Below are 22,904 nucleotides of genomic sequence, written 5' to 3' on the forward strand. Positions count from 1 at the left end.
CAGCGGCCGGCAAGGTGTCGCGGACGGGTGAATCCTGACCCGGTGTGGGCGGGCGAAATCGGACCCACTCCCTGACAAGTAGGGAGTGATCAGCGTGGAGGACTGGGCAGAGATCCGTCGGTTGCATCGGTGTGAGGGCATGCCGATTCGGGCGATCGTCCGGAAGCTGGGTGTCGGGCGGAACACGGTGCGGCGGGCGTTGGCTTCGGAGGGGCCGCCGCGGTATCAGCGGCCGTCGAAGGGCTCGGTCGTGGATGCGGTGGAGCCGCAGATCCGGGCGTTGCTGGCGGAGTGGCCGACGATGCCGGTGCCGGTGATCGCCGAGAGGATCGGCTGGCAGCGGGGCCTGACGGTGCTCAAGGACCGGGTGCGGGAGTTGCGCCCGTTGTTCCTGCCGCCGGATCCGGTGTCGCGGACGGTGTATCAGCCCGGTGAGCTGGCCCAATGCGACCTGTGGTTCCCGCCGGTCGATATCCCGCTGGGGTTCGGGCAGGTGGGGCGGCCGCCGGTGCTGGTGATGGTGTCGGGCTATTCGCGGGTGATCGCCGCGAGGTTGATCCCGTCGCGGCAGGGCCCGGATCTGCTGGCCGGGCACTGGGCGCTGTTGTCGGGGTGGGGGCGGGTGCCCAAGACGCTGGTGTGGGACAACGAGTCCGCGGTCGGGTTCCGCAAGGCCGGTCGGCCGGTGCTGACCGAGGCGATGAACGCTTTTCGCGGGACGCTCGGGATCGCGGTGATCCAATGCCGCCTCGGTGACCCGGAGGCCAAAGGGCTGGTGGAACGGGCCAACGGCTATCTGGAGACCTCGTTTCTGCCCGGCCGCCGGTTCACCTCACCGGCTGATTTCAACACCCAGCTGGCCGACTGGCTGGTTCGGGCCAACCAACGTCACCACCGCATCCTCGGGTGTCGGCCGGCCGACCGGTGGGAGCACGACCGGCAAGCCATGCTGGCCTTGCCGCCGGTGGCCCCAGTGACCGGATGGCGCGCGAGTATCCGGCTGCCGCGTGATCACTACGTGCGGTTGGGCGCCAACGACTACTCGGTGCACCCGTCGGCGATCGGTCACCGCGTCGAGATCACCGGCGATCTAGAGCACGTGGAAGTGTCCTGCCAAGGTGGCGGCCTGGTCGCCCGGCATCAGCGGTGTTGGGCGGCGCACCAGAGCATCACCGACCCCGACCACGCCACCGCCGCAGCCAGGCTGCGCCAGCAAGCCCGCCGGGCCAGCCTGCGCCCGGTCGACACACCCGTCGAGCACCGCGAGCTCGCCGACTACGACCGCGCACTCGGCCTCGACACCGACACCACCGATGACCAGGGGGTGGCGTGATGCCCGGCAAACCCACCACCAGTAGTCGCAACGTGGCTGCCGAGATCGCCTACTCGCCCGGGCGTTGAAGGCACCGTCGCTGGCCGGGGCGGTCGAGCGGCTGGCCGAACGGGCCCGGGCCGAGGACTGGTCCCACGAGGAGTTCCTGGCCGCCTGCCTGCAACGCGAGGTCGCCGCCCGCGAGTCCCACGGCGGCGAGGGCCGCATCCGCACCGCCCGGTTCCCGAGCAGGAAGTCGCTGGAGGAGTTCGATTTCGATCACCAACGCTCCCTCAAACGCGACACGATCACACATCTCGGAACACTGGACTTCATCGCGGGCAAGGAAAACGTGGTCTTCCTCGGGCCTCCCGGCACCGGCAAGACCCACCTGTCGATCGGACTCGGGATCCGGGCCTGCCAGGCCGGACACCGCGTCTCGTTTGCCACCGCCGCCGGGTGGGTAGCCCGGCTCGCCGAGGCCAGCCACGCCGGACGACTCCAGCAGGAACTGGTCAAACTCGGCCGGATCCCGCTACTGATCATCGACGAGGTCGGCTACATCCCGTTCGAAGCCGAAGCCGCGAACCTGTTCTTCCAGCTGGTCTCCGCCCGCTACGAGAGAGCCAGCCTGATCGTCACCAGCAACAAACCCTTCGGCCGCTGGGGCGAGGTCTTCGGCGACGACGTCGTCGCCGCCGCCATGATCGACCGCCTCGTGCACCACGCCGAAGTCATCTCACTGAAAGGAGACAGCTACCGCCTCAAAGACCGCCAAGACCTCGGCCGCGTGCCCGCGGCCACCAACACCAACGACTAAACATCAACAACCAGGGTGGGTCCATTTTCAGCCGCCGCAGCCGGGTCCACATTCGGCCGCCGTTGACACAAGGGGCGCCAAGCTCCCGGACCGGTGCCCGTAGTGCCAGGCTCGGGCGGACCACTGCTGCCCGGGCAGGTGTGGACGCCTGCTTGGTCTCGCAGTGGCGAGCCAGGTGCGCATGCCGCCGACGACGCCTCGCCGTGGCGGCGAGGGCTGGTGGCGACCAGGGCGGCCAGCCCAGAGGGCGGACGGGGGCCGGGCGGGTGCAGCGCTGCAGGGCGGGCCGGGCAGGCCATCGCAGGGCGGGCTGAGGCTCGTCTCGGCGGGCAGTGCGGTGTGCGCCCGCGGACCTGACGTCGCCGTGTGCGTCCTCTGCCACACCGGGACGGTGGGCCGTACTGGGACAGCGGCGTACGGCGTCGAGGTGCCGGTGCGGGCAGTGCGGGTGCGGGCAGTGCGGGTGCGGGCAGTGCGGGTGCGGGCAGTGCGGGTGCGGGCAGGGCGAGCGGGGGTCCTGTGCTGCTGGCGAGGTCGCATGAATTCATGATTCCGAGCTGACCAGCGGTAATCATCACTCAAGGGAGTGAACACCTGTTCGACAACAGCGAACATCGCACGTCCCCCGAACGCGAAAGCGGCGCCATCCCGAAGGATGGCGCCGCTTTCAAACCGAGCGGGACACCGGAGCGGTGAAGCTCCGGCGACCGACGGCGCTAGGCGTTCGGGCCCTTGCCTCCGGTACCGCCCGCGGGCACCTCGGCCAGTTCGCCCTTGCCGAGCCTGGAGTGGCTGCGTCCGTAGACGAAGTAGATGACCACACCGGCGGCCATCCAGACCACGAACCGGACCCAGGTCAGGGCGGTGAGGTTCAGCATCAGCCAGACGCAGGCGATGATCGCCAGGATCGGCACCAGCGGCACCATCGGCGCCTTGAAGCCGCGCGGCAGGTCGGGCCGGCTCTTGCGCAGCACGATCACACCGGCCGAGACCAGTACGAACGCGAACAGCGTGCCGACGTTGACCATCTCCTCCAGCTTGTCAGCCGGGAAGAAGCCGGAGGCCACCACGACGACGGCGCCGACCAGCACGGTCGCGCGGACCGGGGTGCCCTTCTTGGGGTCGGTCTTGGACAGGGCGCGCGGCATGAGGCCGTCGCGGGACATCGCGAACAGGATCCGGATCTGGCCCAGCAGCATGACCATCACCACGGTGGTCAGACCGGCCAACGCACCGACGGAGATGATCGCCGCGGCCCAGTCCACGCCGTTCAGCGAGAACGCGGTGGCCAGCGTCGAGCGGCTGCCGTCGGGCTTGGTCGACAGGTCGGTGTACTTCGCCATGCCGGTCACCACGAACGCGACCGCCACGTACAGCACGGTGACGATCGCAAGCGAGCCGAAGATGCCCCGCGGCGCGTCCCGCTGCGGGTTGCGGGTCTCCTCGGCGGTGGTCGCCACGACGTCGAAGCCGATGAACGCGAAGAACACCAGCGACGCACCGGCCAGCAGGCCGAAGACGCCGAAGTTGCTGGTCTCGCCGCCGAGGATGAGCGACAGCAGCGACTGCTCCAGCGCCGGGCCGCCCTCCGACGCGGTCTGCGCCGGCGGGATGAACGGGGTGTAGTTCGAGACCTTGATGAACGCGGCACCGACCACGATGACCAGCAGTACCACCGCGACCTTGATCGCAGTGATCACCAGGCTGACCCGCGCCGACAGCTTGGTACCCATGGCGAGCAGGGTGGTCAGCACGACCGCCAGCAGCACCGCGCCCCAGTCGAACTGCAACGGCCCCAGCGGGAACACCGTGGGGACGTCCAGCCCGATCAGGCTCAGCACTTCCTGCAGGTAGGTCGACCAGCCCTTGCCGACGGCGGCCGCGGCGACCGCGAACTCCAGCACGAGGTCCCAGCCGATGATCCAGGCGATGAACTCGCCGAAGGTGGCGTAGGAGTACGTGTAGGCACTGCCCGCCACCGGCACCGTGGAGGCGAACTCGGCGTAGCAGAGCGCGGCCAGCCCGCATGCGACGGCGGCGATGATGAACGCCAGCGAGACCGCGGGCCCGGACGTGTCACCCGCCGTGCGCGCGGCGAGCGTGAAGATGCCGGCGCCTATGACGACCGACACGCCGAAGACGATCAGATCCCAGGCTCCCAGGTTCTTTCGGAGCTTGGTGTCCGGCTCATCGGTATCCAAGATCGATTGCTCGACCGATTTGGTTCGCCACAGCCCAGTACCTGGCACTGCCGCCTCCCTCAATCTTCCCAAATGGTGGGTCGCACCCTAGCGCCGCAGTGTTCCAATGGGAACGGTCCGGCTGGAGCCCCGAGCGGAATTCGTTAACGCCTTGTGACTCATGTTCACAGCATTGCCATTCAGGCACTACTCGTGGTGCGCGGCGGCGCCTTCGGCGGGGGTGTCCTCAGTGGCACGCTCAAGATCGGGTTCGAGGTACATGAGCCGCGCCGCCGGGACCTTCGCGCGGACCCGGGCCTCGGCGGCGTCGATCTCGGCGGCCACCTCGGCGACCGTCAGCGAGGGGGCGAGGCCGATCTTCGCGGCGATCAGCAGCTCGTCGGGGCCGATGTACTGGGTCCGGATGTGGATGACCTTCTCGACGCGCTCGCGCGTCAGTTCGGACACGATGTCGCCGAGGACCGCCCTGTCGGCACCCTCACCGATGAGCAGGCTCTTGGTCTCGATGATCAGGACGATCGCGATGACGCCCAGCAGGACGCCGATGCAGGCGGTGCCGATGCCGTCCCAGACCGGGTTGCCGGTGAGCACCGACAGGCCCACGCCGCCCAGCGCGAGGATCAGGCCGAAGAGCGCACCCGCGTCCTCCAGCAGCACCACCGGCAGCTCCGGGGTCTTGGCCTGGCGGATGAACTGCCACCAGCTCAGATCGCCCTTGATCGCCCTGGACTCCTTGATCGCGGTGTAGAAGCTGAAGGTCTCCAGCGCGATGGCGATCACCAGGATCACGACCGCGACCCACGGCGTGCTCAGCGGCTCGGGGTGCTCGATCTTGTGGTAACCCTCGTAGAGGGCGAACACCGAGCCCAGGCTGAACAGCATCAGCGCGACGACGAACGAGTAGAAGTAGCGGTCGCGCCCGTAGCCGAACGGGTGTTCCTCGGTGGGCTTGCGCTGCGAGGTCTTCTTGCCGAGCAGCAGCAGGCCCTGGTTGGAGGTGTCGGCCACCGAGTGCACCGACTCCGCGAGCATCGATGAGGACCCGGTGACCAGGAACCCGCCGAACTTCGCCAGCGCGATGCCCGCGTTCGCGACCAGCGCCGCGATGATTGCCTTGGTACCGCCGCCTGCTGACACGCTGTCACTCCCAATTCCGGTGCGTTGCCGGTGAGCTCCTCACCGGCCGGTTTCGCGAGCAATCTATCGCCGCATCGGCCGGAAAGTACCCGTTTCGTGCGGACCATCCCAAAGCGACAGGCTGGAAGGCGGCACCGGACGTGTGGCGGCAATCGGCTCGGCCATTCGGAACAACTGAACCGGGGGTGGGAAGACGGCCGTTGGCGAAACGAGACGCCGAACCCCGCCGTCCCGACAGCGGGACCCCCGGGCGGAACCCTACGGGTCAGACAACACCGGCAGCGGCGCGGAAGACCTGGGCCGCGCCGTCGGCGTCGAGCGTCGCGGGACGGGCGACGGCCGCCTCGTCGGAGGCCGCCAGCCACACCGACTCACCGCGCTCCAGCTCGACCGAACGACTTCCGTCCACCGTGGACAGGTGGACGCGCCCCTTGGTGCACAGCACTATCTGCGGCCCCGCCGAGTCGAGCAGGACCCCACCGGAGTCGGCGAGCGTCCAGTCCACCCGGGACAGCTCGAACTCCTCGGCCGGGGTCTTGTAGACGGTCAGGTTCGCGTCCAGCGACTCGCCCTTGAGGATCCGCATGTCACCGCAGGCGAAGTCCAGCACGCGCAGGAGCTCCGGCACGTCCACGTGCTTGGGGGTGAGCCCGCAGCGCAGGATGTTGTCGGAGTTGGCCAGGATCTCCACACCGGTGCCGTGCAGGTAGGCGTGCAGGTTGCCGGCGGGCAGGAAGATCGCCTCGCCCGGTTGCAGCACCAGCCGGTTGAGCAGCAGGCTGGCCAGTACACCGGCGTCGTTCGGGTACGCCTCGCCCAGCTCCAGCACCGTGCGGCACTCCAGCGCGAACTCGCCGCGCTCGCGCACGTGCTCGACGCAAGCGTCGAGCAGTTCGGGCGTCACGTCGCGCAGGTAGTGCTCGGGCAGGGTGATCCACGTGGTGAACAGCGCCCGCAGGCCGTCGGCGTCGGGCTGGGCCGCCAGCAGACCGCGGTGCGCGCGCAGGCTCGGCACGTCGAGCGCGTCGAGCAGCCGCACGGTGCGGCAGGCCTCGCGGAACCCCGCCAGCGCGTGGAACTCGGTCAGCGCGCAGATCAGCTCGGGTTTGGCGGTGGGGTCCGGGTAGTTGCGGTTGGCGGCGTTGCGCGGGATGCCCGCCGCCTCCTCCCGCGCGAAGCCCTCGGCCGCCTGTTCCACAGACGGGTGCGCCTGCAGGCTCAGCGGCTCGTCGGCCGCCAGCACCTTGAACAGGAACGGCAGCCTGCCGCCCCAGCGGTCGTTGCAGCCCGCGCCGAGGTGGTGCGCCGGATCGGCGTCCAGCAGCGCCAGCAGCGACTCCTCCGTGCCGTCGTGGCGGACCAGCATCGAGGGGTCACCCGGGTGCGCGCCCATCCACAGCTCTGCCTCGGGGTGCGGCGTCGGGACCGGACGGCCGAGCAGGTCCGCGATCGCGGTGCGCGAACCCCAGGCGTAGGGGCGCACCGCGTTCCGCAGTAACTCCACAGTCGTTCTCGCTTCCTCGTCTCACGCCTGCTCGTTCGTCCACCGGCACCGGCGCCGCGCCGGACACAGCACACCCTCCGCCGGGGAGCGGGGCATCAGGGCTGTCCCTGAGCTTTGCCCTCAGTGCATCGCCAGGGCTTGCCAGCCGGGACCGTCGAGCGTGCCGGCCGCCAGCCCCAGGTACACGGCGGCGAGGTCGAACCGGGCGGCCAGCAGCGCCGACCGCAGCACGGCGTCGTCGCGCACCGACTCACCCGGGGTGACCAGGTCGGCTGCCGGCAGGTCGCGAACCGCGGCCCGCTCGGTGGCCTCGCTCTCGGCGTCGAACCGAGCGCTGACCAGGAACACGCGCATCAGACCGCCGGGGTTGTCCTCCGGATCGGCGAACAGGTCCGCCTCCGAACCGAGGCCCTGCGCGGCGCGGTGCAGGGCCTGGCGGGCGACCGCCTGCTGGTAGCTCGACACGTCGCAGGCCGTGCCGGCGTGGCAGCCCAGCGCGTAGGCGCCGTGCTCGGCGACCGCGGTGGAAACCTGGTCGAGCCCCCACAGCAGCGGCGCGCGGTCGGCCAGCCGCATCGCCAGCGACTTCGCCGGGTTCGTCAGCAGTTCGTGCGACGGGTGTGCCCGGGAGGCCTCGCGATCCAGCTCGTCGGCGAGTGCTTCGGTGTCGGCGTGCAGCAGGCCGAGGGCGCCGAACAGGCTCAGGCCCGCGGTGAAGGCGTGCGCGAAGCTCAGCGCCGGGGGCACCGGCACCTTCGGCGCGATGACCTTCGCGCGGCCGGCCGCGGCAGCCGCCACCGGGCCCTCCGCCGGGACGGCCAGGACCACGGTCGCGCCGCGGCGCCCGGCCACCGACACCGACTCGGCCAGCACCGGGTCCCCCGCGTCGTCGGTGGCTGCGAACACGACGTCGAGCGCACCCACCCAGGTCGGCGCGGTTTCGGCCACCACGACCGGAACCGGGCACGACTGCCCCGCCAGTGCGGCGAGCAGCCGGCACACCCCGGGCGAGACACCCGGACGGGCCAGCAGCACAACCGCTCGCGGTCTGCCGTCGGAGAGGTCGTCGAGTCCGGTCTCGGCGGCCACCTCGGCCGCCGAGCGCACCTGCGCGCCGGCCATCGCGGCCGAACGCAGCAACCCCCCGGTGTCGACGTCGGCGAGCCGGGCCGGGTCGTCGAAGAGGCTGTCGTCGAGCACGAGGCGTCACCCCTCTCCGGGATCGCCTGGAGCGGGACCGCCGACGGCCTCCTCCAGCAGCAGCACCGGGATGCCATCGCGGACCGGGAACCCGCGCCCGCAGGAAGTGCAGGTCAGCAGACCGTCGTCGCTCTGCCGCAGCGGCGCGTGCGCCGGGCACGGGCAGGCCAGGATCTCCAGCAACTGCGGTTCCAAGTCAACGGCCACGTTTCCTCCCAAGCCCGCCGGGGAGTGCGCGCTCCACCGGCCCGTCGCATCGATCTCAACCTCGCACGACCGCGAGCACCTCATCGCGGAGCGCGGCCATGGCGTCAGTGTCCCTGGCCTCGACGTTGAGCCGGAGCAGCGGTTCGGTGTTGGACGGGCGCAGGTTGAACCACGACCCGTCCGCGAGTTCCACGGTAAGCCCGTCCAGCTCGTCGGCACGAGCGCCATTCCGGTCACCGAACACCTCGGCGACGCGCCGCATCCGCTCCTGCTGGTCGTCCACGGTCGAGTTGATCTCGCCGGACGCGGCGTAGCGGGTGTACTCGGCCATCAGCTCCGACAGCGGCCGCTGCTGGCCGCCGAGCGCGGCGAGCACGTGCAGCGCGGCGAGCATGCCGGAGTCGGCCCGCCAGAAGTCGCGGAAGTAGTAGTGGGCCGAGTGCTCGCCGCCGAAGATGGCGCCGGTCTCGGCCATCGTCTGCTTGATGAACGAGTGGCCGACGCGGGTGCGCATCGGCTCGCCGCCGTGCTCGGCGACGATCTCGGGCACCGCCTTGGAGGTGATCAGGTTGTGGATGATCGTGCCGCCCGGCTCCTTGGCCAGCTCGCGGACCGCGACCAGCGCGGTGATCGCGCTCGGCGCGACCGGCTCGGCGCGCTCGTCGACGACGAAGCAGCGGTCGGCGTCGCCGTCGAAGGCCAGTCCCGCGTCCGCGCCGACCTCGCGCACCTTCGCCTGCAGGTCGACGAGGTTGGCCGGGTCCAGCGGGTTGGCCTCGTGGTTGGGGAAGGTGCCGTCGAGCTCGAAGTACATCGGGACCACCTCGACCGGCAGCCCCTCGAAGACGGTGGGCACGGTGTGCCCGCCCATGCCGTTGCCGGCGTCGACGACGACCTTGAGCGGGCGGATGCCGCGCAGGTCGACCAGCTCGCGCAGGAACAGCGAGTACTCGGCGACCATGTCGCGGCTGGTGACCGAGCCCTTGGCGCCGAGGAACTCCGGCACCCCGTGGGCCACCAGCTCCTGGATCTCCGACAGACCGCTGTCCTGGCCGACCGGGGCCGCGCCGGACCGGCAGAGCTTGATCCCGTTGTACTCGGCCGGGTTGTGGCTGGCGGTGAACATCGCGCCGGGCAGCTCGAGCTTGCCGGAGGCGAAGTAGAGCATGTCGGTGCTGGCCAGGCCGATCTCGACCACGTCGATGCCCTGGCCGGTGACCCCCTCGGCGAACGCTTCGGCCAGGCCCGGGGACGACTCGCGCATGTCGTGGCCCACCACCACGGCGGGCCCGCCCACCAGCCGGGTGAAGGCGGCGCCGATGTCGCGGACCGCGTCCGCGTCGAGCTGCTCGCCCACCACCCCGCGGATGTCGTACGCCTTGACGATCCCCGACAAGTCCCGCACGCTGCACACTCCCCAATGCCGTCGACATCCACCTCGTGCGGTGCGAAGCCTACCGGCGATCGCGCTCGTCGTGGCGTTGCACGGCCCCCCGGCGAGCTGTTCATCACGTGTATTCGTGCTGTTCGCGCGCCGGGTACCGCGAGGTGGCGTAGCGGGCCTTACTCTTCCCGCGGGTCCGGTAGCGCGCGCAGGTGACCGCGCCGCCCGCCGCCGACCGAGAAGTCGGGGGCCTCGGGCTGGCGGTCGGGGCGTCCGGCCTCGCGGACGGCCTCGGCGAGCGCGGTGAGGTCGTCGGCGGAGGGTTCCGGGAGCGCGAACTCACCCTCGTGGCGCACGACCTCCCAGCCCTTGGGGACGGTCAGGCGCAGGGCGTGCTCCTCGCACAGGTCGTAGCTGTGCGGCTCGGCGTAGGTGGCCAGCGGTCCGACGACCGCAGTGGAGTCCGCGTAGGCATAAGTGAGCGTGGCAACGGCCGGGTTGGTACACCCGGTCCGCGAGCAACGCCTCACGCTCCGCACGACACGCACGATAGCGTCCCGCTTCCGGCCCGCGCCGCAGGCACGCGGAAACGAGCCGAGGAGACCGGCGCCACGGCGGTTACCGACGGCGTACCCTCACCACGTGGTGACCGCACGTGGATCTCGGCGCCGAACGCTGCTTCGGCGGGACAGGCGAGGCCGTGGCCTGCGCGGACCGCTGTACCCGTCCTCGGTCCCGGTGGCCAGGAGCCGTTCCCAGCGCTTCGACGCGCTGGTGCTGGAGGCGCTCGAGCCGATCGAACAGCGCTGGCACGCCGAGCTGACCCAGCTCGACGTGGCGGTGGACGAGGTACCGGAGGTCACCACCACCGCCGCCGAGAAGGTGGTGTGGGACGACGACGTCGTCGTCGACGCCAACGTCCCCCTCGCGCGGCTCGTCCCGGCGGGGGTCGACCGGCGGGGGCTGCCCACCCGCGCCCGCATCGTGCTGTACCGGCGCCCGCTGGAGGCCAGGGCCCGTGACGGCACCGACATGGCCGACCTGCTGCACGACGTGCTGATCGAGCAGGTCGCCACCTACCTCGGCCTGGATCCCGACGTCATCGAGGGGCAGTGACCCGGCGGCGCCGCTCCGGCAGCGCCCCGACCACCGTGAACAGGATCGCCGCCGCCTGCACGACCAGCAGCGCCGTCCGGGCCGCGCCCGAGTAGGCGACGCGCACCTCGCCGGGGTGCTCGGGCAGCGGGACCGCGACCTGGTGGCCCCACGCGGTAGCCAGGGGCGCCGGGGCGCCGTTGATCCACGCCTGCCAGCCCGGTTCGTTCTCCGCGCCGACCACGAGCAGCCTGCCGACACCGCCCTCGGACACCCTCACCGCGAAGTCCGGGGGCTGTGCGGGCACGGTCAGGGGCCTGGCCTGCGGTGACGGCGCCGCCTCCGCCCTGGCCTGCCGGGCGAGGTCGGGACCGAGCACCTCGACGGGGCTGTTCGGCAGCAGGATGCGGAACACCTCGCTGCCGTCGGCCAGCCGTCCGTGCGGGAGCACCAGGTCGCCCGCCGCTCCGGTCAGCTCCGCGCCCGTGCCCTGCGGGACCCCGACGAATCCGGTGCCGCGCGCGGCGGCCGAGGCCAGGGCAGCGCGCACCCGGCCGGGGTCGCGGGACAGCAGTTCGTCGTCGACGCGGTGCAGCCATTCGGTCGCGCCGGGTACCGGAACCAGGTCGTCGTCGCCGAAGCGCGGCGAGCGTCCCTCGACCAGCCGCGGGGGCTGCGGCCCGCGTTCGACGAGCAGCAGCGCGCCTGGCCGGTCGAGGTCAGCCGCGAGGGCCGGCGTGGTGCGGCCCTGCTGGGCGGTCAGCGGACCAGCCATGCCGGCCAGCGCCGAGCCGACCGCCAGCACCAGGAGCGCGACCGCGGGCACCGCCTTCGGCACCGCCGGCGGGTGCGCGAGCACCATCCAAAGAGCCCCCGCGGCGACCAGCACCAGCGGTGCACCGGTCCATCCGGTGCTCGCGGGGCCGCCTCCGACGGGAGCGGCCTGCACGAACGCGACCACGGCGGCGAGCGCCCAGCCGGTGAGCACCACCACGACGCCAGGCAGCATCGCCCGCCGGCGGCCCAGCCCCAGCGCCGCCGCCGCGGCCAGCACGAGCAGCCCGCCGGCCCAGCCAACCGGTGACGGCGTCAGCGCGAGCAACCACGGGCCGGAGGCGGCGGCCTCGGTGGTCCGAGCGCCGAGCCCGTGCAGCAGGAGTTGCGGATGGCGGAGCAGGACGACCGGCCACGGCAGCAGGCACGCGACCGAGAGCAGCACGACCGCCGTCAGGCCCGCGACCCGCCGTGGCGCCTTGCGTACCTCCCCCGGCACGAGCACGAAGCCGAGCAGCGCCAGCGCGAGCAACGCGACCTGCACGAGCGGCGCGAACGCACCGACGACGGCCAGTCCGAGCGCGGTCAGGCACGCCGTGCCCAGCCAGCTCCGGTTTTGCTTGACGGGCGTCATCCGAGCCAGCCCGACGACCGACGCCAGGCCCGCCAGCAGCGGCGGCACGAGGACGTGCGCCACCACGACGTCGACCCGCCCCTGCGCGGCCGACGACACCGCGACCGGTAACAGGGCGTAGGCGCCCGCAGCGGTCGCGCGCCACGTCCGGGAGACCGGAAGGGCGCGGGTCGCCACGTAAGCGGCGACTCCGGCGAGCGGGACGCCGAACAGCAGCAGGACGGAAACCACCGTCGGCGGTCCACCGAACACCGCCCCCAGGACTCCCAGCACCAGCAGCGACGCGGGCGCGGGCGAGGCCGTACCGCCGTTGACCGGATGCCAGGCGGCCAGGTAGTCGGCCCACGTCTGGGCGAGGTCACCGACGGGCAGCAGGCGACCGCCGTGCAGCCCCGGCCCGAAACGCGGGTGTTCGGCGAGCAGGCCGTGGGTGACCAGCGCGAAGGCCACCAAGGCCACCGCGAGCACGACCGGGGGCGTCAGCAGCAGCTCGCGCAGCACGCGCCGGCGGTCGACCGGGACGAGCAGGAGTTCCTGGTCCGGCGCGGGGCCGTTGTCGTGCGACGGCTCGCCGTTCCTCGGCACCGGGGAGGGTCGCGGCCTCGGGCTCGGTCCCGGCGCGGGCACCACCTCCACCGGGACGACGACCGGTGCCGCGGGCCTGCGCAGTCCCGCGACACGCTTGCCCACCGCACCGGCGGGCAGCGCGTCGGGCCCGACCGGCCGGGCGGTGTCGCGACCGGCAGAGGGAGCAGCGTCCGGCGCGGTTGTGCGGTCGGAGTCGGCCAGGTCGTTCGAGGGCGCGTCACCGGCGGTGTCCGAAGTGGCCGGTCCGTCGCCCGGCGTGCCCGCCAGTGCGGCGGCGGCCGGCACCGAGCGCAGCGACTCAGGTCTGCGCCCGAGCACGACGTCGCGCCGCACGCGGTCGCGGACCAGGCCGGCGAACGCGGCGCGCAGGCCGTTGCGGAGCCGGGTCAACCGGCTGGTCAGCAATCCCCGCACGCCGTGGCGCTTCGGGATCAGCGCCGCCCGCGACCGGCGGCCCGCCCGCAGCCCCAGCCCTCCGGTGAGCAGCCGCCGCAGCACCGACAGCTCGGCCGCCGTCTCCGGCCAGCGCCGGAGCAGCGCGAACCCGAACGCCCGAGCCACCGCGAGAACGAACAGCCTGGGCACGCCGAAGACATATGCCCACACCGCCGTGTTGACCAGGAAGGTGCGGACGCCGTCCACCCGCTCGGCCGCGCGCCGGCTCCGGAACCCGCGCGCCCTGAACGCGTCCGGGTTGCGAAGGTCCCTGCTCGTCGCGCGGGCGTGCCGCATGCGGGCGCTGGGCACGAAGAGGACCAGGTGGCCGTCCGCGTTGATGCGCCACCCGAGGTCGACGTCGTCGAAGGCGGTGGCGTCGTCGTCGAAACCGCCGAGCCGCTCGAAGACGTCGCGCCGGACCAGCGCGCCCGCCGTGCCGACGGCGAGCACTTCCGACACCGCCAGCGCGGAGCCGGCTCCACCCAGCGACGGGTCCAGTTCGGACGGTCCGATGCCGGTCTGGCGGTTGCCGGACGCATCGGTGGACAGACCGGCGTCGACCACCAGCCGGGGATCGTCCCAGTCCAGGCCGAGCGGCCCGAGCATCGCCGCCGTCGAGTCGAGTTCGGCCATCCGCAGCAGGTCGCGCAGGCAGTCGGGTTCGGGCGCGGAGTCGTCGTGCAGCAACCACAGCCAGCGGCCCGGATCGCCCCAGCGTTCGGTGGCGTGCTCCAGGGCCGCTGACACCGCCGCGCCGAATCCCGTTTCCGCGGGGAGTTCGAGCACTCCGTCGACGACGCCCTCGGCCGCCGCCCGCGCGAGCTGCTCCGATGTGGACGAACCGGTGTCCACCGCGAGCACGTGCCTGGGACCGACGGTGAGCTCGCGCAACGCGCGCAGGACGTCAGCCGACCATTCGGCTCCGTCGTGGCACACCAGCACCGCGAGAACCGGTGCGGTGTCCAAACGGGGCGTGCTCGCGGCCAACTCTTCCTCCCACCGCCGTGATCAGCTACCGCACGACGGTAAACGAGCGACGATGCGAAGAGTTGCCCTGCCGAAGCGGGCTAGACCGCGCGGCGCTTCAACTTCCGGCGCTCGCGCTCGGAAAGACCGCCCCAGATCCCGAATCTCTCGTCGTGTTCGAGGGCGTATTCCAGGCATTCCGACCGGACCTCGCACCCGGCGCAGATCCGCTTGGCCTCCCTGGTCGAACCGCCTTTCTCCGGGAAGAAAGCCTCAGGATCGGTCTGCGCGCACAAGGCGCGCTCCTGCCATTCCTGTTCTTCCTCCCCGAGATCGAACAGCCCGTTCAGGATGTCGAGTTCCGCCAGGTGCGGGTCTTCCCGCTCCATGAGACGGCCCTCCGTCGTTTCCCACATCGGTCCTCCCCCGGGTCTCTCCCATTCCATTCGGTCCTCCCCAGGACCTGAACGGGACGCACTCCCACTTGCGATTCCCCGGCCGGTTCTCCCCTCCGGCCGGGCGCTGACGCGCACCGCACCCGCGACCCGCTCCGCCACGGCGGAATCGGCGCTGCCGGCACCGCCGATGACGCTCAGCTCCACCCGGAACAGCGGTACTGCCCGCAACGAGCGGCTTCCGGACCGCTGGCTCGGTGAACGTCAACGGAGAATGACACCACTGTGATTACACCCGTGTAGCTCCATGCGGTCAAGTGGAGACCATCCGTAGGGGGATCCCTCGCGCGCATCCGCTCAGAGTCATCGGATGAGCACTTACGGCGCATGATCGAGTGCTCCGTACAGCGGTATCTGGCTTCATGATCAATGCATACCACCCGGGGCCGCCACGCGCGCGTCGTCGGACGGGGACACTGGTCCGGTGATGAACTCCGCAGTCCGGGTAAGTCCGCTGTTCCTCGCGCTCGTCGCCGCCACCGTCGCGGGCGGTGTGCTGGCGACCTTCCCCAACACGGTCGCGATCACCACCGGAGTCGTGCTGATCGTGCTCGGCGGGTGGGCCACATCGTTGTGCCTGCACGAGTTCGGCCACGCGCTCACCGCCTACCGCGGCGGCGACCTGTCGGTCCGCTCCAAGGGCTACCTGTCGCTGGACCCCAGGCACTACACCGACCCGGTCCTGAGCATCGTGCTGCCGCTGCTGTTCGTCGCGATCGGCGGCATCCCGCTGCCCGGCGGCGCGGTGTGGATCAACCACCACGCGCTGCGGACGCGGCGCGTGGAGTCGATGGTCTCGCTGGCCGGTCCGCTGACCAACCTCGTGCTGGGCATCGCGCTGACCGCAGTGGTGGTCTCGGTGCCGATGCCCGAAGGGCTCGGCTCGGGCCTGAGCTACCTGGCCTACCTGCAGGTGATCGCGTTCGTGCTGAACATCCTGCCGATCCCGGGCCTGGACGGCTACGGCGCGATCGAGCCGTGGCTGTCGGGACCGGCGCGGGAGTTCGGCGAGAAGGCGCGGCCGTGGGCGCCGCTGGTGCTGTTCGCGTTGATCCTGGCCACCCCGCTCGGCGGCCTCTTCTTCGACGTCTCGTACCTGCTGTTCGACGCCGTGGGTGGCGACGCGGGGCTGACGGCCACGGGCATGAGCACCTTCCGCTTCTGGATGTGAGGCACGCGCGTGCGAGGATCTGAGGCCGTGAAGGTCGTTGTTCTGGCAGGCGGGGTCGGCGGCGCGCGCTTCCTGCAAGGGGTCAAGGCCGCGCTGGGCATGCCCGCCGTGGGTGAACCGGAGGAACCGTCACCGCACGAGGTCACCGCGGTGGTCAACGTCGGCGACGACGTGTGGATGCACGGGCTGCGCGTCTGCCCGGATCTCGACACCTGCATGTACACGCTGGGTGGCGGGATCGACTCGGAGAAGGGCTGGGGACGGCTCGGCGAGACGTGGTCGGTCAAGGAGGAGCTGGCCGCCTACGGCGCCGAACCGAGCTGGTTCGGCCTCGGCGACCGCGACATCGCCACCCACCTGGTGCGCTCGCGGATGCTGCGCGCCGGCTACTCGCTCACGGCGGTGACCGAGGCGCTGTGCGACCGGTGGCGCCCGGGGGTGCGGCTGCTGCCCGTCACCGACGACCGAGTCGAGACCCACATCGCGATCGAGGACCCCGAGCCGCGGGCCGTGCACTTCCAGGAGTGGTGGGTGCGCCACCGCGCCGAGCCCGCCGCGCGGGCGATCGTGCCGGTCGGCGCCGACGAGGCCAAGCCGACGCCTGCCGTGCTCGACGCGGTCGCCGAGGCCGACGTGGTCCTGATCGCCCCGTCGAACCCCGTCGTCAGTGTCGGCACGCTGCTGGCGGTGCCGGGCTTCCGCGAGGCGCTGCGCGGCACCAAGGCGCGGGTCGTGGGGCTTTCGCCGATCATCGGCGGCAGGCCGCTGCGGGGAATGGCCGACGCCTGCCTCTCCGCGATCGGCGTCGAGACCACCGCCGAGGCGGTCGGCAGGCACTACGGCTCCCGCCAGGGCTCCGAGGAGGGCATCCTGGACGCATGGCTGGTGCACACCGGTGACACCGCCGACGTGCCCGGCGCGTCGGTGCGGGCCGTCCCGCTGCTGATGTCCGATGTGGACAGCACTGCGGAGATGACCCGCGCGGCCTTCGACATCGCGGGGGTGCAGCCGTGAAGGACCACGCGGCACGGGACGGCCTGCGGCTGTTCTCGGTGCCCGGACTGCCGGAGTTCGGCCCCGGCGACGACCTCGCCGCGTCGATCTCCGCCGCCGCGCCGTGGCTCAGCGACGGCGACGTCGTGGTGGTCACCAGCAAGGTGGTGTCCAAGGTCGAGGGCCGGATCGTGCGCGCCCCGAGCGATCCCGAGGAGCGCGACGAGCTGCGCCGCGAGCTGGTCCGGTCGGAGGCCGTGCAGGTGCTCGCGCGCCGCATGCGCACCCTGATCACCGAGAACCGGCTCGGCATCGTGCAGGCCGCCTCCGGCGTGGACGCCTCCAACGTCGCGCTCGACCAGATCGCGCTGCTGCCGGAGGACCCCGACGCCTCGGCCCGCAGGCTGCGCGCCGGGCTCGCCGAACGTCTCGGCGTGCACGTCGGCGTCGTCATCACCGACACCATGGGCCGCGCCTGGCGCGTCGGGCAGACCGACGCCGCGATCGGCGCGGCCGGCCTGAAGGTGCTGCACCGCTACCGGGGCAGCACCGACCCGCAGGGCAACGAGCTGGCTGTGACCGAGGTCGCGGTGGCCGACGAGATCGCGGCCGCGGCCGACCTGGTCAAGGGCAAGCTCGGCGGGGTGCCGGTCGCGGTGGTGCGCGGACTGGCCCCGGTAGACGACGGTTCCACCGCGCGCGACCTGGTCCGCCCGGTCGAGGAGGACCTGTTCCGGATGGGCACCGCCGAGGCGCTGGCGCAGGGCCGCCGGGAGGCAGTGCTGATGCGCCGGTCCGTGCGGGCCTTCGGCCCGGACCCCGTCGACGCCGAGGCCGTCCGCCGGGCCGTCGGCGCGGCGCTGACCGCTCCCGCCCCGCACCACACCCGGCCGGTGCGGTTCGTCTGGCTGCGCGACCGTCCACTTCGGACGAAGCTGCTCGACGCGATGCGCACCGCGTGGCTGGCCGACCTGCGCCGCGACGGCATGTCGGAGGAGGCGGCGCAGCGCCGGGTCGGTCGCGGCGACCTGCTCTACGCCGCGCCGGAGCTGGTGGTGCCCTTCCTGGTGCGCGAAGGCGCCCACGACTACCCCGACGAGCGTCGCGGCGAGGCCGAGCGGTCGATGTTCACGGTGGCTGCGGGCGCGGCTGTGCAGGGTCTGCTGGTCGCGCTGGCTGCCGAGGACCTCGGCTCGTGCTGGGTGTCCTCGACGATGTTCTGCCCGGACGTGGTGCGCTCGACGCTGGAGCTGCCGGAGAGCTGGGAACCGATGGGCACCGTGGCGATCGGCCACCCCGCGGAGGAAGTCGAAGGCCCCCGCCCGCCCCGCGACGCGAATGACGGGCTGGTGGAGCTGTGAGCGAGGCGAACGGTGGAGTGCGCAACGATTCGCACACCGACGCACAGAGCGGGCCGGTGGACGGCTCGGCCGGTCCGCACGGGGACGCACGGCGGGTGTTCGGGGAGTGGAAGCCCGACGACCCGCAGCAGGAGGCCCTCCGGCACGCTTTCCTGACCTTGCTCGACGCACGTGCCGACGGCTGCCTGCGCGCATGCGAGCCGGGCCACGTCACCGCCTCGGCGGTGCTGCTCGACTCGACCGGGCGCAACGTGCTGCTGACCCTGCACCCGCGCGTCGGCGCGTGGCTTCAGCTCGGCGGGCACTGCGAACCGGAGGACACCACGCTGGCCGGCGCCGCGCTGCGGGAGGCGAGCGAGGAGTCCGGCATCGAGGGGCTGGTCGTCGACCCGGTGCCGGTGCACCTGGACGTGCACCCGATCACGTGCTCGCTCGGCGTGCCGACGCGCCACTTCGACGTCCGGTTCGTCGTGCGCGCACCCGAGGGCGCCGAGGCCGCGCGCAGCGACGAGTCGCTTGACCTGCGCTGGTGGCCGGTGGAAGCGCTGCCCGACGGCTCGGACCTCGGTCCGCTGGTCGCCGCCGCGAGCCGGCGGGTCAGCGGCTAGGCCGAGTGCTCGAAGACGGCGGCTTCCAGCCGCCGGAGACGGGCTTCGGTGCTGTTGGGCGCGGCGGCTGACAGCTCGGCCTCGATCAGCGCTCTGATCCACGCGGTGGCTTTGGTGTCCTCGGCGGCCGCTCGCGCCCGCACCTGGTCCAGACGATCTCCGCCACAGAGAGCAGGCCACGGCCCACCGGTGGCATCGAGGCCACCTCCGCGTTGCGGCCAGACGCTCCTGGATGCATCTTCCTGCCCCGGCTGCGAATGGTTCACTTCACATCGCGCGGTAGTCGCGGACGGGCAGACGTGGTCCGAAGCGCTGCCGGGACACCCCGGCCGCGGCGAGATAGCGGACCGCGCGGTGGCGGTGCCCCTCGTAGGGGGCGAGGGCTTCGAGCATGCCGTCGTCGTCGAGCGGGCACCCGGTCAGCGCGGTGCCGACGATGGTCGGCAGGTGGTAGTCGCCGACGCTGACGGCGTCGGGGTCGCCCCACGCCCGCTGCGCGACCTCGGCCGCCGTCCACGGCCCGATGCCGGGCACGAGCTGCAGCAGCCGCCTGCCCTCGGCGCCGCGCAGCTCGACGGCCCGCTCCAGGCGCCCGGCCACCGACGCCGCCCTGATCAGGGTGCGGCGGCGGGCGCCGTCCAAGCCGATCCGGTGCCACTCCCAGTCGCGGATCGCGCGCACCTGCGCGGGGTCCGGCGGCGCCCACAGGCGCTGCGGCGCGGGACCGGGAGCGCGGGTGCCGAACCACCGGCACAGCTCCCGCCACGACCGCCACGCCTCCCGGTTGGTCACCTTCTGCTCCAGGACCGCCGCCACGAGCACGTCCCACACCCGCCCCGACGAGCACAGCCGCAGGCCGCGGGCGGCCCGCCGCCCCCGCTCGACGGCGTCGTGCACCGGCACGAAGCCGGAGTCGTCGTCGGAGGCACCGAGCAGTTCGGGCACGTCCTTCAGAACCCGGGCGGCACCCGGACCCCAGGCGGACGCCCGCACCGTGCCACCCGCGTCCTTGCGGAGGCGCAGCGTGGCAGGGCCGTCCGCGGTCGTGCTCGCCCACCAGAAGGCGTCCGGTTCGACGTGCGTCGCGGGGTCGCCGGTCCCCCGGCGCAGCGGGGCCAGCACCCGTGCCAGATCCAGTGGATGCGGCGGATGCCACGTCGTGGTCAGTGGTTCTTCCATCGCCTCAGTCCGCCGAGAAGCGAACCCCGCCGGGCGGCAGTTCGACTCCAGGCCACACTCGCACCCCGTCGAGCAGCTCGCAGCCCGCGCCGACGGTCACGCCGTCACCGATGATCGCCCCGCGCACGACGGCGCCCTCGCCGACCACCGCGCCCGCGCCGATCACGCTGTGCTCGACGACGGCGCCTGCCTCGACCCGGACGTCGTCGAACAGCGTCGAGCCGACGATCCGCGCGCCGGAGCCGATGTCGCCGCGGGCGCCGATCGTGCTGCCACCGCGCACCGCCGCGTCGGCGGCGACCTTGACCTCGTCGAGCAGCACCGCCTCGCCCGCCGGGGCGGGCAGCGCCGCCGAGCGCAGCCTGCCCTGCGCCACGTCGGCCGACCCGCGCACGAAGGCGGCGGGTGTGCCGATGTCCAGCCAGTACGAGTCGTCGACGTGACCCTGCACGCGCGCCCCCGAGGCCAGCAGGCCGGGGAACGTCTCGCGCTCCACCGACACCGGGCGGCCCGCCGGGATGTCGTCGATCACCGGGCGCCGGAAGACGTAGCAGCCCGCGTTGATCTGGTCGACCGGCGGATTGTCGGTCTTCTCCAGGAACGCGGTGACCCGCCCGTCGGCGTCGGTCGGCACGCAGCCGAACTGCCGGGGGTCGTCGACGCGGACCAGGTGCAGCGTCACGTCGGCCTCGGCCTCGCGGTGGGTCCGCAGCAGCTCGCGCAGGTCCAGCCCGGAGAGGATGTCGCCGTTGAACACCAGCACGTCGTCGGCGCGCAGCCGGTCGGACACGTTGCGGATCGCACCCGCGGTGTCCAGCGGCTCCTTCTCGACGACGTACTCCAGCTCCAGGTCGAAGGCGGAGCCGTCGCCGAAGTACTCGGCGAACACCTCGGCCTTGTAGGAGGTGCCGAGCACCACGTGCCGGATGCCCGCCTCGCGGATCCGGGACAGCAGGTGGCTGAGGAACGGGACACCCGCCGTCGGGAGCATCGGCTTGGGTGCCGACAGCGTCAGCGGACGCAACCGCATCCCCTGACCTCCGACCAGCACCACCGCTTCAGTGGACATGAGGCGACGCACTCCTTACCTCGCTCACCCTGCTTACCTGGTGATCCCTTACCTGAGGAAGTTTGCCTGACGAAAACCCCATTGGGGGGAATACTCTGGCAGGAGCAACGGCATAATGGTCATCGGGCCCACCATTGGGGACCGAGCCGACCTCCGCGGGACGAACCCCGACGGCGATCCCGAGGGGTTCACTCGACCGCTGCCCACCGGTGACCATGCTCGACCACCTTGACCGGCGAAGTACTGAGAGGGCATCCCTATGGACCCGCGCCTTCGAGCCGACGAAGCACTTGCTCGCGCGCGGGCGCGAGGTGCGTTCGTCGTCACACCAGACAACGCGACGTCGCCGATGGACGCCTCCACCACCGTCCGCATCCCCCGCACCGTCGTGGAGCAGTCGGACTCCGACTCGACGCAGGTCTTCCCGCAGTCCCAGCAGTCCCAGTCCGGTTCGCAGCAGAGCCACTCCGGTCCGCAGCACGGCGGGCCGCACCACAACCAGCAGTCCGGGCACCAGCACCATCCCCAGCCGCAGCAGGGGCATTCGCACCCGCAGCAGGGGCACGGGCACTCGCAGGGAGGCGGGCACGGCCGCTCGCAGGGCCAGGGACACGGGCACCCGCAGGGACACGGCCAAGGTCAGCAGGTACACGGTCAGGGGCAGCAGGGTCAGACCCAGCAGGCGACCGCGTGGCCGTCCGAGGACCCGCAGGACGTTCCGCTGAACCCGTACCAGGCGCAGCGGGGGCCCGGCGAGTTCGGGCCGCTGGGTTCGCGCGCCGCGCAGCAGCACTACGGGCAGTACTGAACCGCGCGCGTTGCGCAGCGGCGTGCGGGCCGAGCAGCTCAGGCGCCGGACCGCACCGGTCCGGCCCCGGTCCGCGATGATCGGCCGCCGGCCGCGCACGCCGGACGTCACCGCCTTCCGGCGGACCTGATCTCCAGCCTCGCCCGGACGGCGAGGGCGGCGCGGATCAGGACCCGCAGCGGCGCCCACACCAACCCGCGATGCCGGTCGGCGAGGTAGCGGTAGGCGCTGCGGTGGTGCTCGGTGAGCATCCGCGCCGAAGCCTTGCCCGTCGAGTGCCCGCCGATGTGCATGATCTCGGCGCTCGGCACGTAGACGTTGAGCCAGCCCGCCTTGCCGAGCCGCTCGCCCAGGTCGACGTCCTCGAAGTACATGAAGTAGCGCGGGTCGAAGCCGCCGGCGGAGTCGAACGCCTCCCGGCGCAGGAACATGCACGAACCCGACAGCCAGCCCGCGGTGCGCTCGGTGATCGTCGTCTCGGACTGCCGGTAGGCCCGGCTCCACGGGTTCGCCGGCCACACCTTGCCCAGCACCGCGTGCCCGGCGCCGCGCACCAGCGACGGAACCAGCCGCGCCGACGGGTAGACGCTGCCGTCGGGCTCCCTGATCAGCGGGCCGAAGCAGCCGCCGCGCGGCCAGCGCTTGGCCGCCGCGAGCAGCTCGTCCAGCGAACCCGGCTGCCACTCGAGGTCCGGGTTGCAGATGACGATCCAGCCGTACTCCTCGCCCAGCTCGGCCACACCCCGGTTGGCGCCGCCGCCGTAGCCGAGGTTGCCGCCGGTCGGCACGAAGTGCACGTCGTCCCGCTCGGCCGCCGCCCGCTCCGGCACGCCGTCGGTGGAGCCGTTGTCGGCCAGGATCACGCGGACCCGGCGGTCGGTGGCGGTGGCCAGGGTGTCGAGGAACCTGTCGAGGGTCTCGCCCGGCGAGTAGGTCACGGTGACGACGGCGATCTCGTCGCCGTAGGTGCGCGAGTCGGTCACGGCGTCACATTCTGCCA

20 protein-coding genes and 1 pseudogene are annotated in these 22,904 nt (G+C 72.2%); 8 read left to right on the forward strand and 13 right to left on the reverse strand.

Annotated elements, in window-relative coordinates; genetic code table 11:
* The first annotated feature begins 85 nt into the window (after positions 1 to 85).
* Together istA and istB are read left to right on the forward strand one after the other, a co-directional pair.
* Positions 86 to 1,333, forward strand: coding sequence for an IS21 family transposase (gene istA, locus SACE_RS31030; protein ID WP_044547673.1), 1,248 nt, complete (start codon positions 86 to 88; stop codon positions 1,331 to 1,333).
* 52 nt (positions 1,334 to 1,385) lie between these two features.
* Positions 1,386 to 2,132, forward strand: a pseudogene (gene istB / locus SACE_RS31035) (IS21-like element helper ATPase IstB); the annotation flags it as partial.
* Positions 2,133 to 2,848: 716 nt separating this feature from the next.
* Here the strand turns inward: istB and SACE_RS31040 are convergent.
* The 7 genes from SACE_RS31040 to SACE_RS31070 form a co-directional block, all read right to left on the reverse strand.
* Positions 2,849 to 4,381 (reverse strand): amino acid permease, encoded by a 1,533-nt coding sequence (locus SACE_RS31040; RefSeq protein WP_029621877.1) that lies wholly within the window; start codon positions 4,379 to 4,381, stop codon positions 2,849 to 2,851.
* A 138-nt stretch (positions 4,382 to 4,519) separates the two neighbouring features.
* Positions 4,520 to 5,470, reverse strand: a complete 951-nt coding sequence (locus SACE_RS31045) for a cation diffusion facilitator family transporter (protein WP_009948738.1) — start codon at positions 5,468 to 5,470, stop codon at positions 4,520 to 4,522.
* A 265-nt stretch (positions 5,471 to 5,735) separates the two neighbouring features.
* Complete coding sequence (gene manA, locus SACE_RS31050; protein WP_009948737.1) at positions 5,736 to 6,974, reverse strand: mannose-6-phosphate isomerase, class I; 1,239 nt, start codon at positions 6,972 to 6,974, stop codon at positions 5,736 to 5,738.
* Positions 6,975 to 7,094: 120 nt separating this feature from the next.
* Complete coding sequence (locus SACE_RS31055; protein ID WP_009948735.1) at positions 7,095 to 8,174, reverse strand: SIS domain-containing protein; 1,080 nt, start codon at positions 8,172 to 8,174, stop codon at positions 7,095 to 7,097.
* Positions 8,175 to 8,180: 6 nt separating this feature from the next.
* Positions 8,181 to 8,381, reverse strand: coding sequence for a Trm112 family protein (locus SACE_RS31060; protein ID WP_029621875.1), 201 nt, complete (start codon positions 8,379 to 8,381; stop codon positions 8,181 to 8,183).
* Positions 8,382 to 8,436: 55 nt separating this feature from the next.
* Positions 8,437 to 9,786: a phosphomannomutase/phosphoglucomutase gene (locus SACE_RS31065; protein ID WP_011875049.1), complete on the reverse strand. Its 1,350-nt coding sequence runs from the start codon at positions 9,784 to 9,786 to the stop codon at positions 8,437 to 8,439.
* 158 nt (positions 9,787 to 9,944) lie between these two features.
* The gene (locus SACE_RS31070; protein WP_193755466.1) at positions 9,945 to 10,304 is read right to left on the reverse strand and encodes a DUF3499 domain-containing protein; all 360 of its coding nucleotides are present in this window, start codon (positions 10,302 to 10,304) and stop codon (positions 9,945 to 9,947) included.
* A gap of 103 nt (positions 10,305 to 10,407) precedes the next feature.
* Here SACE_RS31070 and SACE_RS31075 point away from each other — a divergent pair, with 103 nt between their 5' ends.
* Positions 10,408 to 10,881, forward strand: a complete 474-nt coding sequence (locus SACE_RS31075) for a metallopeptidase family protein (RefSeq protein WP_170108602.1) — start codon at positions 10,408 to 10,410, stop codon at positions 10,879 to 10,881.
* Here SACE_RS31075 and SACE_RS31080 read toward each other — a convergent pair.
* Together SACE_RS31080 and SACE_RS31085 are read right to left on the reverse strand one after the other, a co-directional pair.
* A complete protein-coding gene (locus SACE_RS31080) occupies positions 10,865 to 14,281 on the reverse strand; it encodes a glycosyltransferase (RefSeq protein WP_415857620.1) in 3,417 nt (1,138 codons plus the stop codon). The genes SACE_RS31075 and SACE_RS31080 overlap by 17 nt on opposite strands.
* Positions 14,282 to 14,361: 80 nt before the next feature.
* On the reverse strand, positions 14,362 to 14,649 hold the full coding sequence (locus SACE_RS31085; protein ID WP_011875050.1) for a WhiB family transcriptional regulator: 288 nt from the start codon (positions 14,647 to 14,649) through the stop codon (positions 14,362 to 14,364).
* Positions 14,650 to 15,139: 490 nt separating this feature from the next.
* On the opposite strand from SACE_RS31085, the gene SACE_RS31090 reads away from it, so the two are divergent.
* From SACE_RS31090 to SACE_RS31105, 4 genes are all read left to right on the forward strand, one after another.
* A complete protein-coding gene (locus SACE_RS31090) occupies positions 15,140 to 15,886 on the forward strand; it encodes a site-2 protease family protein (protein WP_011875051.1) in 747 nt (248 codons plus the stop codon).
* Between the two features lie 27 nt (positions 15,887 to 15,913).
* Entirely contained in the window at positions 15,914 to 16,900 is a 987-nt protein-coding gene (gene cofD, locus SACE_RS31095; RefSeq protein WP_009948725.1) for a 2-phospho-L-lactate transferase, read from the forward strand.
* Positions 16,897 to 18,240 carry a coenzyme F420-0:L-glutamate ligase gene (locus SACE_RS31100; protein WP_009948724.1) on the forward strand — a complete coding sequence of 448 codons (1,344 nt, stop codon included), beginning with the start codon at positions 16,897 to 16,899 and terminating at the stop codon, positions 18,238 to 18,240. The genes cofD and SACE_RS31100 overlap by 4 nt, the downstream gene beginning before the upstream one ends.
* Before the next feature lie 95 nt (positions 18,241 to 18,335).
* Complete coding sequence (locus SACE_RS31105; protein ID WP_011875052.1) at positions 18,336 to 18,848, forward strand: NUDIX hydrolase; 513 nt, start codon at positions 18,336 to 18,338, stop codon at positions 18,846 to 18,848.
* Here the strand turns inward: SACE_RS31105 and SACE_RS38070 are convergent.
* The 3 genes from SACE_RS38070 to manB form a co-directional block, all read right to left on the reverse strand.
* On the reverse strand, positions 18,845 to 18,991 hold the full coding sequence (locus SACE_RS38070; protein ID WP_009948719.1) for a hypothetical protein: 147 nt from the start codon (positions 18,989 to 18,991) through the stop codon (positions 18,845 to 18,847). The genes SACE_RS31105 and SACE_RS38070 overlap by 4 nt on opposite strands.
* Positions 18,992 to 19,115: 124 nt before the next feature.
* Positions 19,116 to 20,027, reverse strand: a complete 912-nt coding sequence (locus tag SACE_RS31110; RefSeq protein ID WP_029621871.1) for a DNA-3-methyladenine glycosylase family protein — start codon at positions 20,025 to 20,027, stop codon at positions 19,116 to 19,118.
* A gap of 4 nt (positions 20,028 to 20,031) precedes the next feature.
* Positions 20,032 to 21,096 carry a mannose-1-phosphate guanylyltransferase gene (gene manB, locus SACE_RS31115; protein ID WP_009948716.1) on the reverse strand — a complete coding sequence of 355 codons (1,065 nt, stop codon included), beginning with the start codon at positions 21,094 to 21,096 and terminating at the stop codon, positions 20,032 to 20,034.
* A 349-nt stretch (positions 21,097 to 21,445) separates the two neighbouring features.
* Between manB and SACE_RS31120 the strand changes: the two genes are divergently transcribed.
* The gene (locus SACE_RS31120; protein WP_009948715.1) at positions 21,446 to 21,904 is read left to right on the forward strand and encodes a hypothetical protein; all 459 of its coding nucleotides are present in this window, start codon (positions 21,446 to 21,448) and stop codon (positions 21,902 to 21,904) included.
* Between the two features lie 107 nt (positions 21,905 to 22,011).
* Here the strand turns inward: SACE_RS31120 and SACE_RS31125 are convergent, their stop codons facing one another.
* A complete protein-coding gene (locus SACE_RS31125) occupies positions 22,012 to 22,887 on the reverse strand; it encodes a glycosyltransferase family 2 protein (protein ID WP_009948714.1) in 876 nt (291 codons plus the stop codon).
* Positions 22,888 to 22,904 lie beyond the last annotated feature (17 nt).

It is taken from the genome of Saccharopolyspora erythraea NRRL 2338 (assembly GCF_000062885.1).
GTDB classification, from domain to species: Bacteria; Actinomycetota; Actinomycetes; order Mycobacteriales; family Pseudonocardiaceae; genus Saccharopolyspora_D; species Saccharopolyspora_D erythraea.